Genomic DNA, 17,626 nt, shown 5'->3' with positions numbered 1-17,626 from the left:
TGATTACGTAAAGGCCAGATTACGATTCCCATTATTAGTGTAGCCAAAACGATCTTGAAAAAATCGCCCATCGGAAAAGGCAATGGGCTAATTTTTACATGAACAATGATCCAACTCATTAATATAGCTAACGCATAAGCAATAAGTGTCGCAATTGCAGCTCCCTCTATCCATAAAATGGGATTAATAAAAAATTAAGAGCAATATTAACAATGGCAGCACCTACTACAGGAATTACCTGTAAAGACGATTCTTGTTTCAAATGAAAGACAATATCCACACAATAAATTTTAAACCCTCGTAAAACCGCTGCAATAGCAATATAAGGAATAAGCATCATGGCCTGTTCTCTAAATTCTGCCCCAAGAAATAAATAGACAAAATTACTTGATAAAATGATAACTCCGAGCGCAGCTGGAATTGCAATGAGAAAAATGAGACTTGTATTCTTCTTTACTTGTGTATAGGCTGCTACTTCGCCTTGCTCCTCAAGAGCTTTAATTGCAATGGGAAAAGCAGCTAAATTAATAACCATCATAAAAGTATAAATCGTTTGCTGTGTTAGGTCATAGGTAACCGAATACAAACCCGTATCACTTGTCGTCAAGAGGTATTCGATAATTAATCGGTCAGAATTATGAATAACAACCGTTAATAAAAACGTAATTGATAAGGGAAAACCGTATTTTACAAAACCCTTTAACATATTCCTGTCAAGTTGTGTAACGTTCGGCTTTGCTTTCCATACCCTCAACGTTGGAACAAGTAAGGTCAACCAGAATGCAGCAATCATTCCAATCAATAATCCGATCTCGTTTAGGCCGATTAGAATAAGGGATGTACTAAACGCTAGTCCAAGAGCAACCCTACTAAAAGACAAGTAGCCATATGCTTTTGGATTTAACTGGGCCCTTAACAAAGACAAATGAATACCATACCAAGATTGGCTCCATGATAAAACCAAACAAAGAACGACATAAGTAAATGTTAATCGTTCAAAGGTTAAATAAAAAATAAGCCCTACTACTGTGGACGTTAAAACAAGTCCCACAAAAGACAGTTTGACGGTCTCTAAAAAGCTCGGATCTTCTTTATGTTTAGGATAATAGCGAATTAAACTAAATTTTAACCACTCAAACACAACTGCATTTATTAAACCTGCAATAGCAAAAATAAGAGCATAAACTCCGTACTCCTCTGGTGTAAGAAGTCTAGTAAAAATAGCAATGCTGGCAAAGCTGATAAGAGCCGGTAACCCGTGCGAGATAAAATAATAAAAAGCATGTTTAGCTAACATAAAAAAACCTCTTTCCGTACAGGTACTCTTCCTTATATTGTCTCCCTTTTTCCAACCTAACAACCTCATTATCTAAAAAAAATAGGTTACCATAGATGACTTTTTTAAATCAGCTCGAGCGATAATCCTAAAATCACAAAAAAGAGTGAGGATCTCCTCACTCCTTAGTTGCTATTACGCTTTCGCACGCTTAAAAATAGTTTGCTTCGCAACTTTTTCTTGTTGTCCTTCAGCTTGTGTTTTATTTAAGACAACCAACACAGTTCTAAATAATAAAACAATATCTAACCAGATTGAGTAGTGTCTAATATAGTATAGATCAAACTTTAATTTAGCGTCTGCACTAGTTGTATAAAATCCTAACACCTGTGCATAACCAGTAATACCTGGCTTAACAGAGTTGCGATAGTAAAACCACTTGTTTTCTTTTTCAAACTTCTTAGCAAAATACTCACGTTCCGGTCTTGGACCAACTAACGACATATCCCCTTTAAGAACATTAAATAACTGTGGAAGTTCATCAATTCTTGTTCGACGAATAAACTTGCCCACCTTGGTGATACGGCTATCAGCAGACTTAGCGAGAACCGGCCCTGTTTTAGCTTCAGCATCTATAATCATGGATCGAAACTTCAATATATGAAAAGGCTTGTGTCCTTGCCCGACACGCTCTTGTTTAAAGAAAAACGGTCCACCATCTTCTAATTTTATCGCTAGAGCTGCACTAATCATAATAGGCAAAGTGATCACTAGTAACAAAGCAGAAATCGCTACATCTAAAATTCTCTTCGCTAACATTTGACCCGTTGTCAGTTCGAATGGTTTAACCTCTAGCATCATCGTATCGCCAACCGTTGTGAAAGACGTATTCATAATAAATAAATCATTTGTATTCGGAATCATATAAGCTGATTTCTTTTGTTTCATCGCATAATAAAGGATATCACTTTTCTTCTTTTCCTTCATGCTAGATCCAATAAACACTAAGCCATATGGTAAGATCTCATTTTTAATTTCACTTAATGTAATATCTTGATTTAGCCAAGCAACATCACTTTTACTATTAATTAATTTAGAGTCTTTTAGATTTTCTTTAATTAACTCTAATTCACTCTCGTTACCAATGAAAACAGCTCTTTCATTAAGCATTTTACAATTAATTCTAGTAAATACACCTTTCCAAGTTAGCCATAAAACAAACATGAAAAAATGCGCCATGAAAATAACAGATCGCGGTAAAGCAACTCACGGAATAAGAACGAAATAGCAATGGTCACAACCATAATACAAGCAGAGGCAACTAATAACTTTCTAATCAACTCTGTTTGATCCCGTTTTACAAGTAAATCAAGTTCAAACATATAAATAAAGCACACCGCAGTTAGTAAAACCCATGGAATAATTTCCACTAACGCATCAATATTACGAGGCTGTATTACAATATATTGACTTGCCAAGGTGAAGGCACCCCAATATGCAGCCAAGATAAGTAAAATATCCACTAATATGATTAAAAAACGCGATGTACGTTTTGGAAACATATTTGTCATATTCATTTCTCCTATAATCAAACTTTATATCTATAAAAATACCCTTAGTCTACAACAGATAAACTAAGGGTATCTTAACACAAAATTTATGAAATCTATAGATTCTCAATAACTTTCAATAAATTTACATAATTTATTAGATTAACCATTCACAATCTTTAATTCATCTTTAATCTTTGATGTTGAAATACCTGCTGTTCTTGGCAGATAAACCACTTCGCAATAATCTTTTAGAAAGTCAAACTTCCCTTCCCAATCATCACCCATCACAAAAACATCTACATTATTATCTACAACATCTGAGATCTTTTGTTCCCATTTATGTTCTGGAATCACTTCGTCCACATAACGAATAGCTTCTAAAATCATTTTTCTATTTTCAAAGCTGTGATACGACTTTTTATTTTTAATCGCATTAAACTCATCTGAAGATATAGCAACAATTAAGTAATCCCCTAAGTCTTTAGCTCTTTTTAACAAATTAATGTGGCCCCAGTGTAATAGATCAAACGTACCATATGTTATAACCTTCTTCACTTTTGTTGCCCCCTATATTTCATAAAAATTAAATAATATTAACCAAGTATGCTGTGTTAATTTAACAAAGATTAATATAGCATGATTTTGAACTAGAATACAACAGGATTTGCTATATTTCATTATTTCCCAAAGTTTGTTATAAATAAACAAGTTAATAGGTTTTTAACGTCAAAACAAGCCTAGCCATCATTTTAGCAGTTAATATAAATAAAAACAATATAATATAGGGTGGTATAATTGTCCAACTAACTAATGACTCTAGAATAACTAATACAAACATAGTAGCAAAAAAACCGGGTAGCCCGAGAAAAAAACCTAAAAACGTAAAAAAAATTGACTTTGAACGAATTTGGTTAACTGGGTCCTGCTCGTTTTCTTTTATTTTTGTTAACTGAAAAGATAAAGGGACTAAAAGTGACAGGATAATGGCCACAATTAAAAGATAGACCATAAGCAATTCACCTGTAGTCAAAATTAATCTCTCTGTCATAACTAAAAAAGATAATAAAAACGATATGAAGATTGGTAATTGTGCAGCCTGTATTAACAGGTCGATAAAGTACCCCTTTTTCGAAGTATTCTTCGTTATCCGTGCTATTTCACCATCTACACAATCTAATAAATACCCTAGGTTATAAGCAAAGAAAGCTAAAATAAATGCAAGCGGAGTTGAGATCATCATTAATAAACCAGAGGTTAGCATTCCAATCAAACTCATCCAACTAACAACATTCGGAGTAAAGCGGAGTTTGATAAGGACCATAGTGAAATAAATGGAGATTCTCCTCAGTACAAACCACGACCACAAATCCTCTTTCGCACTGTATGTTTGTGATTGCTTACGGTATTCAATTATTTTCTTCGTATCAAAAAAGGTCGTTGGCAATTTTCCATTCTGTGATTGCATGAGAAATCTCCTTCATTTTCATTCCTGTTCTAAGATATAATTAAACATTTTCTTTATTGATAAAAATCTTTTCCACAACTCTTCTTGCAGCATGGCCGTCTTCTAAATAACAGAACTTTTGGTGAAACTCATCGTATGACTCAGCTAAATCCTGTGTTTCGGTTTTTCTGATTTCATCAATGACTTCTTCCGTAGATAGAACGATAGGACCAGGTGCATTAGTTTCAAAATCAAAGTAAAATCCTCTAAGTTTATTTCGATATGCTTCAATATCATACGTATAAAAGATTATCGGTCTTTTTAGGTTCGCATAATCAAAAAAGACAGATGAATAATCAGTAATTAAGACATCAGAGACAAGGTAAAGATCATTAATATCAAGGTACTTTGAAAAGTCATATACAAAGTCTTCAAACCCACTTAAATCAATCTTATCAGATACAAATGAATGCAATCGTAACAATAATATATAGTCGGAACCAAGCTGCTCTTGCATTTTTTTAAAGTCGAGTTGCAAATTAATTTTGTATCTACCAGGGCCATGATACTCATTATCTCTCCACGTTGGCGCGTATAAAATAATCTTCTTATCATGAGGTAGCTGCAAATTCTTCTTGAGTTCAGTAATAATGTCATTCGAGTTTCGTGTAATTAGGACATCATTTCGAGGATACCCCGACACAATCATATCCTTATTAAAATTAAAAGCCCTCTTGAATATATCTGTTGAATACTCATTTGGCGAAATGAGATAATCCCAATTTTTTGATTCATTGTGAAAGTTTCTAATATATTGTTCACGACTAGTTCCAGGCATATGTACCTCTTCCATATCTGCAACAAGTCTTTTCAATGGAGTTCCGTGCCAGGTTTGAACGTAAATCGTATGCCTCGGTTTCGGAACCCATGACGGCATACGACTATTCGTTACCCAATACTTTGCACGGGCAGCTAGCAGAAACCACCTTGGAGAAAGTCGCTCCACATATGGAACACCAGCCTCTTTAAAGCGGTCCACTACATTCTTATTTGCACTCCAAACCATCTCGTAATCGTGAGCTTGATTAGAAAGGTACTCATAAATAGCACGGGGATTACAGCTATACTGCTTACCAGAGAAGCTTTCAAAAATAATTAACTTCTTTTTAACAGGCAACAATGACAAACAGATAAAGACAAATGTAAACAACTGCCTCATCAGTGGACTTTTTTTTAGTTTTTCTTTAAGACCATTCATAGAAATACACCTTTATGTTCTATTTTTCACCCTTAAACACTCTTTTAATAATTTGTCTAGAAGCTGTTCCATTATCAAGACTACAAAATCGTTCATAAAAAGCTTCAAACTTTTCCTCGTATACTCCTTTGAGCTGATTGATGTTCTCGATTGTATCGATCACCTCTGAAGATTCCATTAAGATTGGTCCAGGTGCCACCTCTTCAAAGTTAAAATAAAAACCTCTTAACGTATCACGATATTTATCGATATCGTACGTGAAGAATAAAATTGGTCTACGCAAGTTCGCATAATCAAAGAAAACAGATGAATAATCAGTAATTAAAAGATCTGATGCAAGATACAATTCTGCAATATCATCATAGCTTGAGAGATTATAAACAAATCCTTCTGCTCCCTCTGTGTTAATCGAATCTGCGATGAGATAATGCATTCGTAGAACTAACACATATTCTTCACCAAGTCGTTTCTTCATATCCTCTAAGTCCAGCTTCAAATCAAACTTATATTGACCTTTTTTATAGAACTCATCGTCTCTCCAAGTTGGTGCATATAAGATAACCTTTTTGTCTGTTGGCAAACCAATTTTCTTCTTAATTTCATCTATGTTTTCTACGTTATTCTTTTTATAAAGAACATCGTTACGTGGATACCCGACATCTAACATCGTCTTATGAAACTTAAAAGCACGTTTGAAAATCTCAGTTGAATAATCATTCGGGGAAACTAAATAATCCCACTTTTGTGCCTCTAAATAGAAATTCTTTTTATACTTTTCCGTGGTCGTCCCAGGCATTCTAACTTCTTTCATATCATGCGCCAGTTTTTTTAAAGGCGTCCCATGCCATGTTTGTAAATAGACGGTTTCTGGTCTTTTAATCATGTATCCAGGCATTCTTGCGTTAATAACCCAGTACTTAGACGTTGCTAAGTAATAATAGTAACGAAGACTTAAACGTTTAACCTTTTTTGCGTTTCCTGGAATTGGTTTAGAAGGATCATTCATAATCCAAATATACTCATAAGAGTTGTCATCCTGGAGCATTTCCTCATAAATTGCACGTGGGTTATCTGAATAACTTTTACCAGCAAAGCTCTCAAATATAATTCGGTTTTCTTTAACAGGTCGATTTAAGAATAGCGAACGGTAGATCTCTTTATACATTGCCTGTCTTCCAGATAAAGCTGTTTTAAAGCGTTTATAACTTTGTCGAATCTTTATTCTTTGGAGCAGTTTACTTTCATCTTTCTCCAATAACGCCTTCATTTCACGACTTGTGAAATAACCACTATTAAGTCGTGTCTTAGTGTCAATTAATTCAGCAGATTTACGCAATGGTTCAAACCAGATTGTTAGGTACTCATTATCTTTCATAATCGTATTTGTAATGCTTCTATGATAAAATCTCAAAAAGTCCTTATCCAAGTATTTATCAATATGGTTATCATATTTTCCAAATTGCACTTTAAAGCGCTGATAAGCCTTTAAGAAATCGGGAATCTTTGCTGAAATTGGATTTTGTCTCAGGCTTGGATGGTCGATGGGATCATAGCATTCTCCCCTAATGTAGGTAGGGACCCTAATCGCTGCTATAGATTCCACCACGCCAATCGCACCTAATGTAAATGACTGATCTGAGTAATAAATTAACTCTTCATCGAACTCCAATTGATGCGTCTTCACAAAATCATGACTCCATAAAATGTTAATAACTGCTTTTCTCCTGAGAGCTTTTTTCTTTTTAGCACCACGATATTCGTAGACATTAACTTGATTATCGTTAGATTCTTCTTGTTCCTGCTCATCTTCGCTATCTTCATCATCAGCTATATAGTGATCCTGTACAATAGTAGTAGGTTTGGAAATTGGACCAACAAGAAAAGGATTCTCACCAATGTGATTCACAAAGACTTCTAGTGTATAAGGAGCCAGATAATCATCTGCATCCAGGAAATAGAGAAAATCACCTGTCGCTTGCCTCACACCGAAATTACGAGCTACTGCTGCACCGCAATTCTCTTCAAAGCTATACACATTCCATGTTGGATTTTCACTTGCAATTCTTTCAATGATCTTCCCACTATTATCAGAAGAGCTATCATTAATAATGATAGCTTCAAAATTCGTATACGTTTGGTTTAAGAGAGAGTTTAAACACCTCTCTACATATTCCTCTTTATTGTAGACAGGAATAATAACACTTACTTTACTCATATTTACACCTCTATGGAATCTGTTTTACTTAACAAAGGTTACATTGATTCATATAGGTCAATCATCTCATTTATTTCTCCAACAGCTTGTACTTCGCCTCTTTTTAAGATAAGAGCCCTATCACAAATACGCTTTAAAGGTTTTAAACTATGCGAGACAATGACAATGGTTTTTCCTTGTTTTTTTAATTCAATAATTTTTTGATAGCATTTTTCTTTAAAGTCTTTATCTCCAACCGCTAACACTTCATCAACTAGAATAATATCCGTTTCAATATGAACAGCAATTGAAAATCCCAATCTCGCTTTCATACCAGATGAGTAAAACTTGATAGGCATATCAATACTTTCCTCTAACTCAGCAAACTCAATGATTTTTGGGAGGACTTCGTTAATCTTCTGTTTATTTAAACCGTAAATCGCACAATTTAACTTTATATTTTCACGCCCTGATAAATCTCTGCTTAGTCCCGCACTCAACTCAATAAGAGGCATGATGGAACCATTTAATTGAATTTGCCCTTTATCAGGTGATATAACACCAGAAATCACTTTAAATAAAGTGCTTTTTCCGGCACCATTTTTCCCGATAATCGCATAACCTTCTCCAGGTTTAACAGAGAAAGAAACATTATTTAAGGCTAGATACTCCTCATGTAATTTTTCGCGTCTCATGAAGGACATTAGTTTACCTTTAAGAGTCTTATCATATGGTTTTTTAAAAACCTTAAAAACATTATTTACATCAATAGCATACAAATTAAATCACTTCCCCTATATTTTTGCTCAACTTATTAAAAATTTGCCAGCAAAAAAGTAAAAGTACTATTGAAAACACCGTACTATATATAATTGAAGCCACAGGAATTAATTCCCCACCGTAAAAAACAAAGTGATAAAGGGAGATAATTGGAGCCATCGGATTCAGCATGTACAAACTTAAATATTGCTCAGGTATTTCTGAGATTGGATATAAAATAGGGGATAAATACATCCATCCTCTAATTCCAAGTGTGCTAATAAATTCAATATCTCGATAGTAAACATTAATACTTGAGAGCAATAATACAATACTTAAAATAAGGATGAATTGTAGTACAATAGCCAGTGGTAAGATGAAAAATCCTACTAACGATATCCCAACCCCGAGATAATAAGAATAAGCTGCGACTAGTAATAATGAGATACCTAAGCTTACTAAATTCGTCAAAATGGTGGTTAAGGGGAAAATTTGTCTAGGGAAATACACTTTTTTAAGTAAAGAAGAATTGGACGTTAATGATTTGGTTCCCCTAAGAACAGAATGATTGACAAACATCCATGGAATAAGCCCAGAAAGTAAAAATAATGAATAGTTCTCTATTCCGAACCTTAAAATGATTGAGAAAACAATAGTATAAATGATCATTAACCCAAGTGGTTCAAGTAGAGACCAAAAATAGCCAAGCATGGTATTTCGGTATTTTATTTTAAGCTCTTTTCTTACTAGGAAGGAAAGCAGCTGTCTGTATTTATATAGTTCAAACATTAGATCTCAACCTTAATTCGTTTTTTTAAACAATAGCTGTTTTTTATAAATCCAATATTCCATTTTAAAATATGCAAGAAATGACCCCAGGCCTCTAAAGAAATGCATACAGAAGAAGGCAATGAAACAAGGTAAAAAGAATTGTATCCCCTTTTTCCTAGCAAATTTAATACTAACAATACTATTAAGCAGTGTATACGAAAGTAAAGCTAACATAAATAACCAGAAAAAGACAGAGTGTAGAAATGCTCCTATAAATAGAGCAACTCCGCTTAAAAAGGTATAAAGTGGAGCTTTTTTATAAACGCTCAACGAACCTGGTGTTACCTGATTCGCAATCATAGACCATGTTCCATCTCCTAAAGATTTATTTATTAAACCTTTGAGTGAGTCACGTACATAATAAGTTGATCTGATCTTTGTCGATAGAAAGAATTGTCCTCCATAATTGTAGACACGCCTATGAAATTCAATATCTTCATTTCTTTTTAAATCCTCATTAAAGCAGCCAATTTCATCAAATATTTCTTTCTTATAGGCACCATATGGGACAGTCTCAACAAACCCTTCCCAATCTTCATTTAAAGTTCTAAACTTCGAGCTTCCTACCCCAAATGGGTGGGAATACACATATTCATTGATACTTCCTTGGAATCCGTGTCCTTTTGAGATAATAATTCCACCTACGCATGTAGCTTCTGGTTGTTTTTTTATTGTTTCCCAATTATTTAGTAAAAAATCATTAGGCACCTCGGTATGTCCATCTAATCTTAGAACATATTGGCCCTTTGATTGTTTTATCCCTATATTCCAACCTGCTGGTAGCGTCTTTTTGTTATTATTATATACACGGATAAAATCCGGGTATTTTTTCCTGTAGTCCTCCACTATACCTAGAGTATTGTCACTTGAACACCCATCAATAATAATTAGTTCATAATTTTCTATAGGGAATTCCTGTTTTAATAACGTTTCAATTAGTCGTGAAATGTACTTTTCTTCATTTCTTACTACAAGTAGAACAGAAAAAAAGATTGACTGTTTCGATTTAAATTCATCATGCACTAATTGCTCACCACACTTTTACACTAATTCAAGCACTGTTAATAACACTAGTTATAGTACTCCATTATATTTTAGATGTAAATAGAACAATCTTATCCTAATTAAGATTAAGGTATCTAAGGATAAAAGAAAAGTGCAGAACTTAAATTTAGTTCTACACCGAATGAATGCCCTATCGCGTCTCGCGTCTGTAATTTTTTTATAAGCTTTGTCGTTCTTTCAGTTGATAAGAGAGATTTGTAATATCTTAATTTTCTCTGTTAATCTTTTCCTCAACTACTTCTAATATTGCGGCTATCTCATCAAGCTTAGTTGCGTTCTCTTTTTTGTACACTTCAAGCTCTTGTTGATTTCGCTCCAGCGCTGCTTTCGTACTCTTTGTGATCGGGCCTTGTTTGACTACATCAATCTCTTGAGTAATCTCCCACATCATCTTTTTCTTGGATAACCGTTCTTCAATTATGATTTGTTTATTTATGATATCATCTCGTTCTTTCTCTAATCGTTCCTTCCATTCCAAAAGTGTTTCCTGCATAATAACCTCCTTAATCAAAATTCAAGACTTATTTATACGGGGCATTTACTTTCAGCATTGTTTTCTTAACCCAGTTTATATTTCCCCATGATACAATATTTATTGATATGAGTAAAACAATCAACCTATTTAATAAGAAGAATCTTGCTTTTTACCTTCCCCTTTTTAATAGATCGAATTATAAGGAAATAGTAGAATTGACTATTATTTTAATTAATGGATAAGAGACATCATGTTCAATATTGTTGGATCAGGTCCATAGAACTAGTAGAACAGACTTTTGAAATAGCGAATACACTGTCACCCACTGAACCTCTCACTAAAGGAAGTGATCGAATGGATGACCCTTCTTCGGTAGAAACGCATCAAAACATCATTGATCATATAAGTATTATAGTTGATCATACTTTTATTCAATCAGGATTCGAAAGTCGAATACCTAACTTATGACTAACAAAGAAAGAGCCATCGATAGCATAAGGGCTCTTTCTTTGTTTCTAAACATTCAATTAATCGTTTCTCTTTTACCCGTTCGAGCCATTAGTTCATCCACTGCTACTTTCGCTTCTTTTCCATTAAATAATACATCATAGATCGCTGCCGTAATTGGCATCTCGACCTCTAATTTTTTGGCTAAGTGAAAGACTGCTTCAGTAGTTCTTACCCCTTCCACAATCATTCCAATGTTATCTAGAACATCCTCTAGGCTTTTTCCTTGGCCAAGGAGGTTACCAGCACGCCAATTTCTACTATGTGTACTTGTACATGTTACAATTAAATCACCTATACCTGTTAAGCCAGAGAAGGTTATTGGGTTTGCTCCTAGTTCACTTCCAAGCCTTGTGATTTCAGCTAACCCGCGTGTCATTAGGGCAGCTTTAGCATTGTCCCCATATCCAAGACCATCACTAAGCCCCGCTCCAAGTGCGATAATATTCTTTAACGCACCACCTAACTCAACACCTATGACATCTGTATTCGTATATACTCTGAAATTAGCATTCATAAACAGCTTTTGTACATATTCAGCAACTTTAAGTTGACTTGCTGCAGCCGTTACCGTTGTTGGTTGTCTTAAGCTAACTTCTTCAGCATGACTAGGTCCTGATAAGACAACTACCTCAGTTAGTAAGTGACTAGGCATTTCTTCCTTGATCATCTCTGAAATCCTCTTATACGTACCTGGCTCAATTCCTTTACTAGCATGAATAATGGTTACTGGATTGATCAACAACTTACTAACTTTTTTTACAATATCGCGAATAGCCTTTGTTGGGACGGTGAGCAAGATTGTATTTACTTCTTTAAGAGCTTCTTCTAAATCAGAGTAGCCTTTAATTAATGATGGGAGTTCAACATTCGGCAAATAAGTTGTATTGGAATGTTGTTCATTTATTTCATCAATAATTGCTGGGTTGTGTCCCCAAAGGTTCACCTCTATATGATTATCAGCTAAAACAAGAGAAAGGGCGGTCCCCCAACTACCAGAACCTAGTACAGCCATTTTCATATGATTATTCATGTTTTCCTCCTAAATCAATTGTCATTGTTTCTTCACACATACAAAAAGGGTAACTCGTCATTCTAACCTAAGTACAACAAATCGGTATAGTTTGTCCGACCTTACTGTAAAAACTTAGATTAAAAACGTACGAGCCACCCTTAATTAATTAAAGTACCGATTCAACTTTTCCAGTTTCTTTATCAACGATGTACCAACCTCTTGTAACCGTATGGCCTACACCATTAACAATCTCAATGTCAAAAACTTGAATATAGTATTTACCATTTTCCTCATGGTCTACTTCAATATGAATTTCCTCATCATTTTCGATCTCTAGATATTCTTTTAATCTCTTTATTGCTTTTTCTACATCTGTTAGGTTCTCGTCTTTTGATTCTTCAGTTTCCTCAATCTCAACAACCGCTTCAGTCGCTTCAACTTCAACTAATTCTTCTTCAACCAATTCTTCCGTTTCTTCTTCAACTACTTCAACATTTTTCTCGGCTTTTTCTTTAGCCTCAAGTTCCTCTTCTGAAATCACTTCTTCTTCAATTTCAACTTCTTCAGACGTGTCGACATCATTACCGAATGAAAATTGGCTAAATCCAAAAATAAGAACAACAGAAGCAAGTGCAGTCACTAACATTACTTTCATAGTGTTTCCCCCTAAATTAAATAGTTATAAGCTTGTCATGAGCATCTTTTAATTACAGAGTACCATATCTCGACAAAAAAATCATTCCTTCATAATCATTTCCAATTTTGATTTTATGAAGATACCGATTGAATTTACCAGCCATAAGTTTGACATAAATTCTAAAATTTCTATATCATCTCAATAGCACTATGAATTATATGAGAATTGACTCTTCTACTAGATCAATAATCGCCGTTACCACTTCATCAATTGATAAAGAGCTTGTATCAATTTCTTTCGCACCTTTTGCCTTACAAAGTGGAGCAAAGGCACGAGTCGAGTCTAACTCATCCCGATTAGCGATCTCCCTTTTTAACTCCTCTAGATTCGAAGGATAACCCTTTCGTAGAAGTTCCTCATGACGCCTCTTTGCTCGTATATCAACAGAAGCTGTTAAAAACACTTTAACTTTAGCATCTGGTAGTACATGCGTACCAATATCACGTCCATCTAGGACTGTATGACCCTTCTCCGCTAACTGTCTCTGGCGCTCTACCATTATTATAACGCGAACCAATTTATAAATCACCACAAATGGAACCTGCTTGCTGACTTCAACCGTTCTGATATTTCCAGCAATATCTTGACCGTTTAGTAAAACGGTTACCTCATTATCTACTTAATTAAGTTAATCGATTGTTCCACCTTCAAGTGAGTTTTTTTTAAGAGTCCTCATCTTTCACATTTACACCTTCTATCAACGCTGCATGGACAACCGCACGATACATCGCTCCAGTATCTATGTAAAAGTAAGATAATTGGTCGTCCACTAATTTTTGCTACTGTACTTTACCCGCACACCCGCTGGTCCATCAATAGCTGCATTTAAATCCTTTTGCATTTCATTTACTCCCTATTCCTCCAGGAAAAACCATACCCATCTAAGCTTTTCGAACACACTTGCACTAAGCTTTTCTCTATTTATTATAGTTTTCTAGAATATTAAATAGAATGTAGTAGTACCTAACAAGAAATTAGCTTAAGTTTATTGTTTTGTTTCACACTTATGTTTATTGAGTAAGATATTTTCTATTGTCCTCAAATCTATTTACTGATACAATTCTTTTTCTAGTAGGGAGACATCTGCAGTGATTCATGATTAAAACTGTGTTGGTTAAGAAAACGCTGGGCTTAACGCCAGCGTTTTCATTTAGTATGTGCCAATTTCCTCATATTCATTTTCTAGTAAGTTTAACTCATAAACGATTCTCGTTACCGGGTCAACAGTATACCAACCTAACGTGATAGAAACATTCTGCTCATTTAGTACGTATACGTGAACAAGAAAGGAATCTTCAGCTTCTAACATGTTGATATGATCCTCTAAATGTTGTGGTCCATCAAAGACCACATTAATTTCGGAATCATGTAGCTTTGATACATGTCGGACCGCGGTCTCAGCTCCAATTGGTGATAAGTACTTTTTCTCGTCTTTAATCTTCCACTTATGATCTTCCACAGCTAATACATATTGATAGATATAATTCTCTTCTCCATTGACCACAGGTTGCGTATATACAACCATTTCTTCCTCAGAATAGATGACAACTTGATTTTCTGGGACGATTGGTTGCGCCAAAGGAAACTCATGAATAGGCTCAAAAAAACGACGTGGCTTTTCATAGATTTGTTTAAACTTACCTTCAATCATATTTGTTGAATATACTTCTGCAAGCTGTGAAGTTAACTCCTCGAATGTATCTTGAAAGACTAGTTCCTCTTCTCCCATTTCAAAGCTGTTCGATAAAATTTCTACAGCCTTCTTTTCCACGCCAATGACAAATTGTACGGCTTCTTCCTCGGTGAGAACAGAGACTTCTTCTGTTTGTTCTTCTTCAACTTCCTCTATTTGTTCTTCAGTGTCTTGATAAGATTCATCTTCTATTTCTTCTACCTGTTCATCAGTCTGCTCTTCAACTGGATATTCAATTTGTTCTTGTTCCAGCACTTTTTCACTCATACAAGCTGATAATACTAATAACCAGCTAATGCTAATCATCATTAATAAATTCTTCATTACTGCCTCCCTTTTAAGCAATCCTATAAAGCTAGTATAACGCATTTTTTTATGTTAAACGAATGTTAATAATGAACTGCTAGTGAGCCTCTTCCATCCTTCTTTACAATTCATTACATGTAATTCACTCTTCCTTAACAATGAACGCATAAGATAAAGATAGTCACATTAAAGGAGGCTTATATGAGTGAGGATTGCGACATCGTCATCGGAATCACTTGGGCTGTTTTACTTAGTATCCCTCTTTGGATCGTTATATACGGTTGGATTCGTTTGATTGCATCGCTTCTCCCTAGCTAATGAACGTAATATGTGCTGTATGTTCAAACCTTTATAACAACTTTATTATTTAGCATTTTTCAATCAACATTTTGCTTTATCCCTACTAAAATCTCCAGAACTAAAAAGCAAAGTGTGCTTATGCTAACACTTTGCTTTTATTATTAAATGTTTATTTACTCGACTAATCGTTTTATCTCTTTGTATACATTTGCGTTTATAGCTAATTCCCCTCCTAATACCTTTATTTGATTATAGTCTGTATAAACTAGGTTGTCTTTAGTTATGTTATGCAAAGAATTACCAACTAATAGAACCCCTACATTTTCTTTGGCTGCCAAAGCAGCTCCTGATAAGCCATCTTGAAATCTCTCCGAAGTGGCTATATAGACCTTATCTGTAGGTGGAGCAAAGTATTGAAAGGCTTTAATATTTGTATCAAACCTCGTTCTCCCAGATAATCTTTCATGTTTTGGAAGTCGATTTGCTACATCATCTGTAATCGCTAGCTCTCCTCCGATTACAAGTGTTTCTTGAACACCCAAATGCTGGATAGCTCTTTCGGTCGCTTTAGGTACGGTTTTGGTATTTGCTAATAAGATAGGAATCCCTCTTACACCTGCATAGGATGCGACCGACAGAGCATCCTGAAATCTTGTATCACTTACAATGATGGCATGGTAAGACCCATTTGGCGCAACTTTTTTTGATATTAGTTCTGCTGTTTCATGTGCATTGGCTCCCGCTATTCTCTCAACTTTAATTCCTAATTGTTTAATTTGTTGATCAACAATCGGATCTATTGCCAGATGCCCTCCTAGAATGATCACTTTTTTCGCACCCAATCTTGCGAGTTCATTCTTTGTAACTTGATCTAATCGGTTATTACGGGATAAAAGTAATGGAGCGTCATATTTTGCTGCTAAAGGAACTCCTGCAAGGGCGTCTTGAAATCGATCGCCCCGAGACATAATCACATAATCAGATTGTGTCCATCCCTCTTTACTGACTAAGGCTGATGTTTCATATAAATTTACCCCTTCTATCCTAGACACCTTAGGCGTTTGATGATTCGAGTACACAACGAATCCATACCCATACCAGCTATCTCTACCTGACAGCCCTAAATCAAGTGCGTATTCCTGTAGCTTGCTTCGTAGCTCCTTGTTTGTGAGTGTAGGGTATTTTTGCTTTAATAGAGCTAAGATACCAGAAATATGCGGAGTGGCTTGTGAGGTTCCATTAGCAACTGCATACTGTCCATTTAAATATGTACTAAATATCTCCACACCCGGAGCTGAAAATTCAACCTCTTTTCCTGTTGAGGAGAACGAAGCACGTTTTAATTCCTGGCTAACTGCTCCAACAGCAATAACTGGTTCATATTTAGCTAGACTACTTACACTGTTATCCGTTCCTTGTGCATTTCCTGTATTACCACTAGCCCCGACAATAAGAATGCCTTTCTCTTGAGCTTGATTCAACAACTCTTCTAGTATTTCCGATGCTTGATTCGTACCCAAACTAAAGTTAATAATATCCATTTGATTCGCGATCGACCATTCTATCGCCTGCATAATGGAGCGAAGGCTACCTATCCCATCTTTATTTAACGCTTTGACTGCAAACAGTTGTGCTTCAGGAGCTACCCCTATTACACGATTATTTAGATTCCTAGCTCCAATTGTTCCAGCAACATGAGTACCATGTCCATTATCATCAGACCAGGAAGTCGTATAATCAAGGGTCGATACTCCACCAAAAATATTTAGCTGTGGGTGGGGAGAAATCCCTGTGTCTACAACAGCAATTCTAACCCCTTTTCCGGTCACTCCTTCATCCCATGCTTTCTTCGCTTTAACCGCGTGAATATTCCACTGCGACTGCGTTGTCTGAAATACCCCATGATCTTGCAAAGTTGGTACTACATCAACTAACGTTTCTTCTAATGTATAAACACTATTCTCTTCAATTTTATCTATATGACGGTTATTTCTTAATAAAGCGAGGTCTTCTTTTCGGAAAACCCCTACGACTGCTGGAATCCATTCAAATTGATGTTCAATTTCTAGAGCGAGTTCATCAACTAGTTTTTTTCCAGCCTCTGTATTATAAACAACAATGACTTCTTCATGATTTGACTCTTCAGAGGATGCGAACGAGGTCGTTTGTATATAAATCATACAGATCAATATAAATATGAAAAGCCATCTATATGTAGATTTAATTATACTCATTTGTGCTAATCTCCTTTAC

Annotated in this window: 16 protein-coding genes and 1 pseudogene; all 17 read right to left on the bottom strand. The window is 35.2% G+C overall.

Features of this window, described 5'->3' with window-relative positions; all coding sequences use genetic code 11:
* Positions 1–166 precede the first annotated feature (166 nt).
* Positions 167–1,297, bottom strand: a complete 1,131-nt coding sequence (locus JCM9157_RS13265; protein WP_035665345.1) for a lipopolysaccharide biosynthesis protein — start codon at positions 1,295–1,297, stop codon at positions 167–169.
* Between the two features lie 174 nt (positions 1,298–1,471).
* Positions 1,472–2,500 carry a sugar transferase gene (locus JCM9157_RS13260; protein ID WP_235715000.1) on the bottom strand — a complete coding sequence of 343 codons (1,029 nt, stop codon included), beginning with the start codon at positions 2,498–2,500 and terminating at the stop codon, positions 1,472–1,474.
* A complete protein-coding gene (locus JCM9157_RS25370) occupies positions 2,482–2,847 on the bottom strand; it encodes a hypothetical protein (protein ID WP_235714999.1) in 366 nt (121 codons plus the stop codon). Before JCM9157_RS25370 ends, JCM9157_RS13260 begins: the two co-directional genes overlap by 19 nt.
* 141 nt (positions 2,848–2,988) lie before the next feature.
* Complete coding sequence (gene tagD / locus JCM9157_RS13255) at positions 2,989–3,384, bottom strand: glycerol-3-phosphate cytidylyltransferase (protein WP_035665344.1); 396 nt, start codon at positions 3,382–3,384, stop codon at positions 2,989–2,991.
* Between the two features lie 154 nt (positions 3,385–3,538).
* Positions 3,539–4,294, bottom strand: coding sequence for a CDP-alcohol phosphatidyltransferase family protein (locus tag JCM9157_RS13250; protein WP_035665342.1), 756 nt, complete (start codon positions 4,292–4,294; stop codon positions 3,539–3,541).
* 40 nt (positions 4,295–4,334) lie between these two features.
* Positions 4,335–5,531, bottom strand: a complete 1,197-nt coding sequence (locus JCM9157_RS13245) for a CDP-glycerol glycerophosphotransferase family protein (RefSeq protein WP_035665341.1) — start codon at positions 5,529–5,531, stop codon at positions 4,335–4,337.
* Between the two features lie 19 nt (positions 5,532–5,550).
* Positions 5,551–7,746 (bottom strand): bifunctional glycosyltransferase/CDP-glycerol:glycerophosphate glycerophosphotransferase, encoded by a 2,196-nt coding sequence (locus JCM9157_RS13240; RefSeq protein WP_035665339.1) that lies wholly within the window; start codon positions 7,744–7,746, stop codon positions 5,551–5,553.
* Positions 7,747–7,784: 38 nt separating this feature from the next.
* Complete coding sequence (locus JCM9157_RS13235; RefSeq protein WP_235714998.1) at positions 7,785–8,420, bottom strand: ABC transporter ATP-binding protein; 636 nt, start codon at positions 8,418–8,420, stop codon at positions 7,785–7,787.
* An 85-nt stretch (positions 8,421–8,505) separates the two neighbouring features.
* Positions 8,506–9,273 carry an ABC transporter permease gene (locus JCM9157_RS13230; RefSeq protein ID WP_035665337.1) on the bottom strand — a complete coding sequence of 256 codons (768 nt, stop codon included), beginning with the start codon at positions 9,271–9,273 and terminating at the stop codon, positions 8,506–8,508.
* 12 nt (positions 9,274–9,285) lie between these two features.
* Positions 9,286–10,338: a glycosyltransferase gene (locus JCM9157_RS13225; RefSeq protein WP_052013135.1), complete on the bottom strand. Its 1,053-nt coding sequence runs from the start codon at positions 10,336–10,338 to the stop codon at positions 9,286–9,288.
* 247 nt (positions 10,339–10,585) lie between these two features.
* Positions 10,586–10,873, bottom strand: a complete 288-nt coding sequence (locus JCM9157_RS13220) for a hypothetical protein (RefSeq protein WP_035665336.1) — start codon at positions 10,871–10,873, stop codon at positions 10,586–10,588.
* 505 nt (positions 10,874–11,378) lie between these two features.
* Entirely contained in the window at positions 11,379–12,395 is a 1,017-nt protein-coding gene (locus JCM9157_RS13215) for an NAD(P)H-dependent glycerol-3-phosphate dehydrogenase (RefSeq protein WP_276563941.1), read from the bottom strand.
* Between the two features lie 148 nt (positions 12,396–12,543).
* Positions 12,544–13,032 (bottom strand): hypothetical protein, encoded by a 489-nt coding sequence (locus tag JCM9157_RS13210; protein ID WP_035665334.1) that lies wholly within the window; start codon positions 13,030–13,032, stop codon positions 12,544–12,546.
* Between the two features lie 196 nt (positions 13,033–13,228).
* Positions 13,229–13,675, bottom strand: a pseudogene (cmk, locus tag JCM9157_RS13205) ((d)CMP kinase); the annotation flags it as partial.
* A 61-nt stretch (positions 13,676–13,736) separates the two neighbouring features.
* Positions 13,737–13,844, bottom strand: coding sequence for a hypothetical protein (locus JCM9157_RS26085; protein ID WP_369384752.1), 108 nt, complete (start codon positions 13,842–13,844; stop codon positions 13,737–13,739).
* A gap of 380 nt (positions 13,845–14,224) precedes the next feature.
* Positions 14,225–15,091: a hypothetical protein gene (locus tag JCM9157_RS13200; RefSeq protein WP_035665331.1), complete on the bottom strand. Its 867-nt coding sequence runs from the start codon at positions 15,089–15,091 to the stop codon at positions 14,225–14,227.
* A 455-nt stretch (positions 15,092–15,546) separates the two neighbouring features.
* Positions 15,547–17,607 carry a S8 family serine peptidase gene (locus JCM9157_RS23450; protein ID WP_052013134.1) on the bottom strand — a complete coding sequence of 687 codons (2,061 nt, stop codon included), beginning with the start codon at positions 17,605–17,607 and terminating at the stop codon, positions 15,547–15,549.
* Positions 17,608–17,626: the final 19 nt, after the last annotated feature.

It is taken from the genome of Halalkalibacter akibai JCM 9157 (assembly GCF_000513135.1).
In the GTDB taxonomy this organism is placed as follows: domain Bacteria; phylum Bacillota; class Bacilli; order Bacillales; family Bacillaceae_D; genus Halalkalibacter; species Halalkalibacter akibai.
Note: the sequence above shows the minus strand (reverse complement) of the source record. Positions and strands in the feature narration are given on the sequence as shown.

Excerpts from the sequence above, each read along its gene's own strand:
- JCM9157_RS13265 (WP_035665345.1), bottom strand. The coding sequence starts at position 1,297 with ATGTTAGCTAAACATGCTTTTTATTATTTTATCTCGCACGGGTTACCG.
- JCM9157_RS13260 (WP_235715000.1), bottom strand. The coding sequence starts at position 2,500 with ATGTTTGTTTTATGGCTAACTTGGAAAGGTGTATTTACTAGAATTAAT.
- JCM9157_RS25370 (WP_235714999.1), bottom strand. The coding sequence starts at position 2,847 with ATGACAAATATGTTTCCAAAACGTACATCGCGTTTTTTAATCATATTA.
- JCM9157_RS13250 (WP_035665342.1), bottom strand. The coding sequence starts at position 4,294 with ATGCAATCACAGAATGGAAAATTGCCAACGACCTTTTTTGATACGAAG.
- JCM9157_RS13245 (WP_035665341.1), bottom strand. The coding sequence starts at position 5,531 with ATGAATGGTCTTAAAGAAAAACTAAAAAAAAGTCCACTGATGAGGCAG.
- JCM9157_RS13240 (WP_035665339.1), bottom strand. The coding sequence starts at position 7,746 with ATGAGTAAAGTAAGTGTTATTATTCCTGTCTACAATAAAGAGGAATAT.
- JCM9157_RS13235 (WP_235714998.1), bottom strand. The coding sequence starts at position 8,420 with ATGAGACGCGAAAAATTACATGAGGAGTATCTAGCCTTAAATAATGTT.
- JCM9157_RS13230 (WP_035665337.1), bottom strand. The coding sequence starts at position 9,273 with ATGTTTGAACTATATAAATACAGACAGCTGCTTTCCTTCCTAGTAAGA.
- JCM9157_RS13220 (WP_035665336.1), bottom strand. The coding sequence starts at position 10,873 with ATGCAGGAAACACTTTTGGAATGGAAGGAACGATTAGAGAAAGAACGA.
- JCM9157_RS13215 (WP_276563941.1), bottom strand. The coding sequence starts at position 12,395 with ATGAATAATCATATGAAAATGGCTGTACTAGGTTCTGGTAGTTGGGGG.
- JCM9157_RS13210 (WP_035665334.1), bottom strand. The coding sequence starts at position 13,032 with ATGAAAGTAATGTTAGTGACTGCACTTGCTTCTGTTGTTCTTATTTTT.
- JCM9157_RS13200 (WP_035665331.1), bottom strand. The coding sequence starts at position 15,091 with ATGAAGAATTTATTAATGATGATTAGCATTAGCTGGTTATTAGTATTA.
- JCM9157_RS23450 (WP_052013134.1), bottom strand. The coding sequence starts at position 17,607 with ATGAGTATAATTAAATCTACATATAGATGGCTTTTCATATTTATATTG.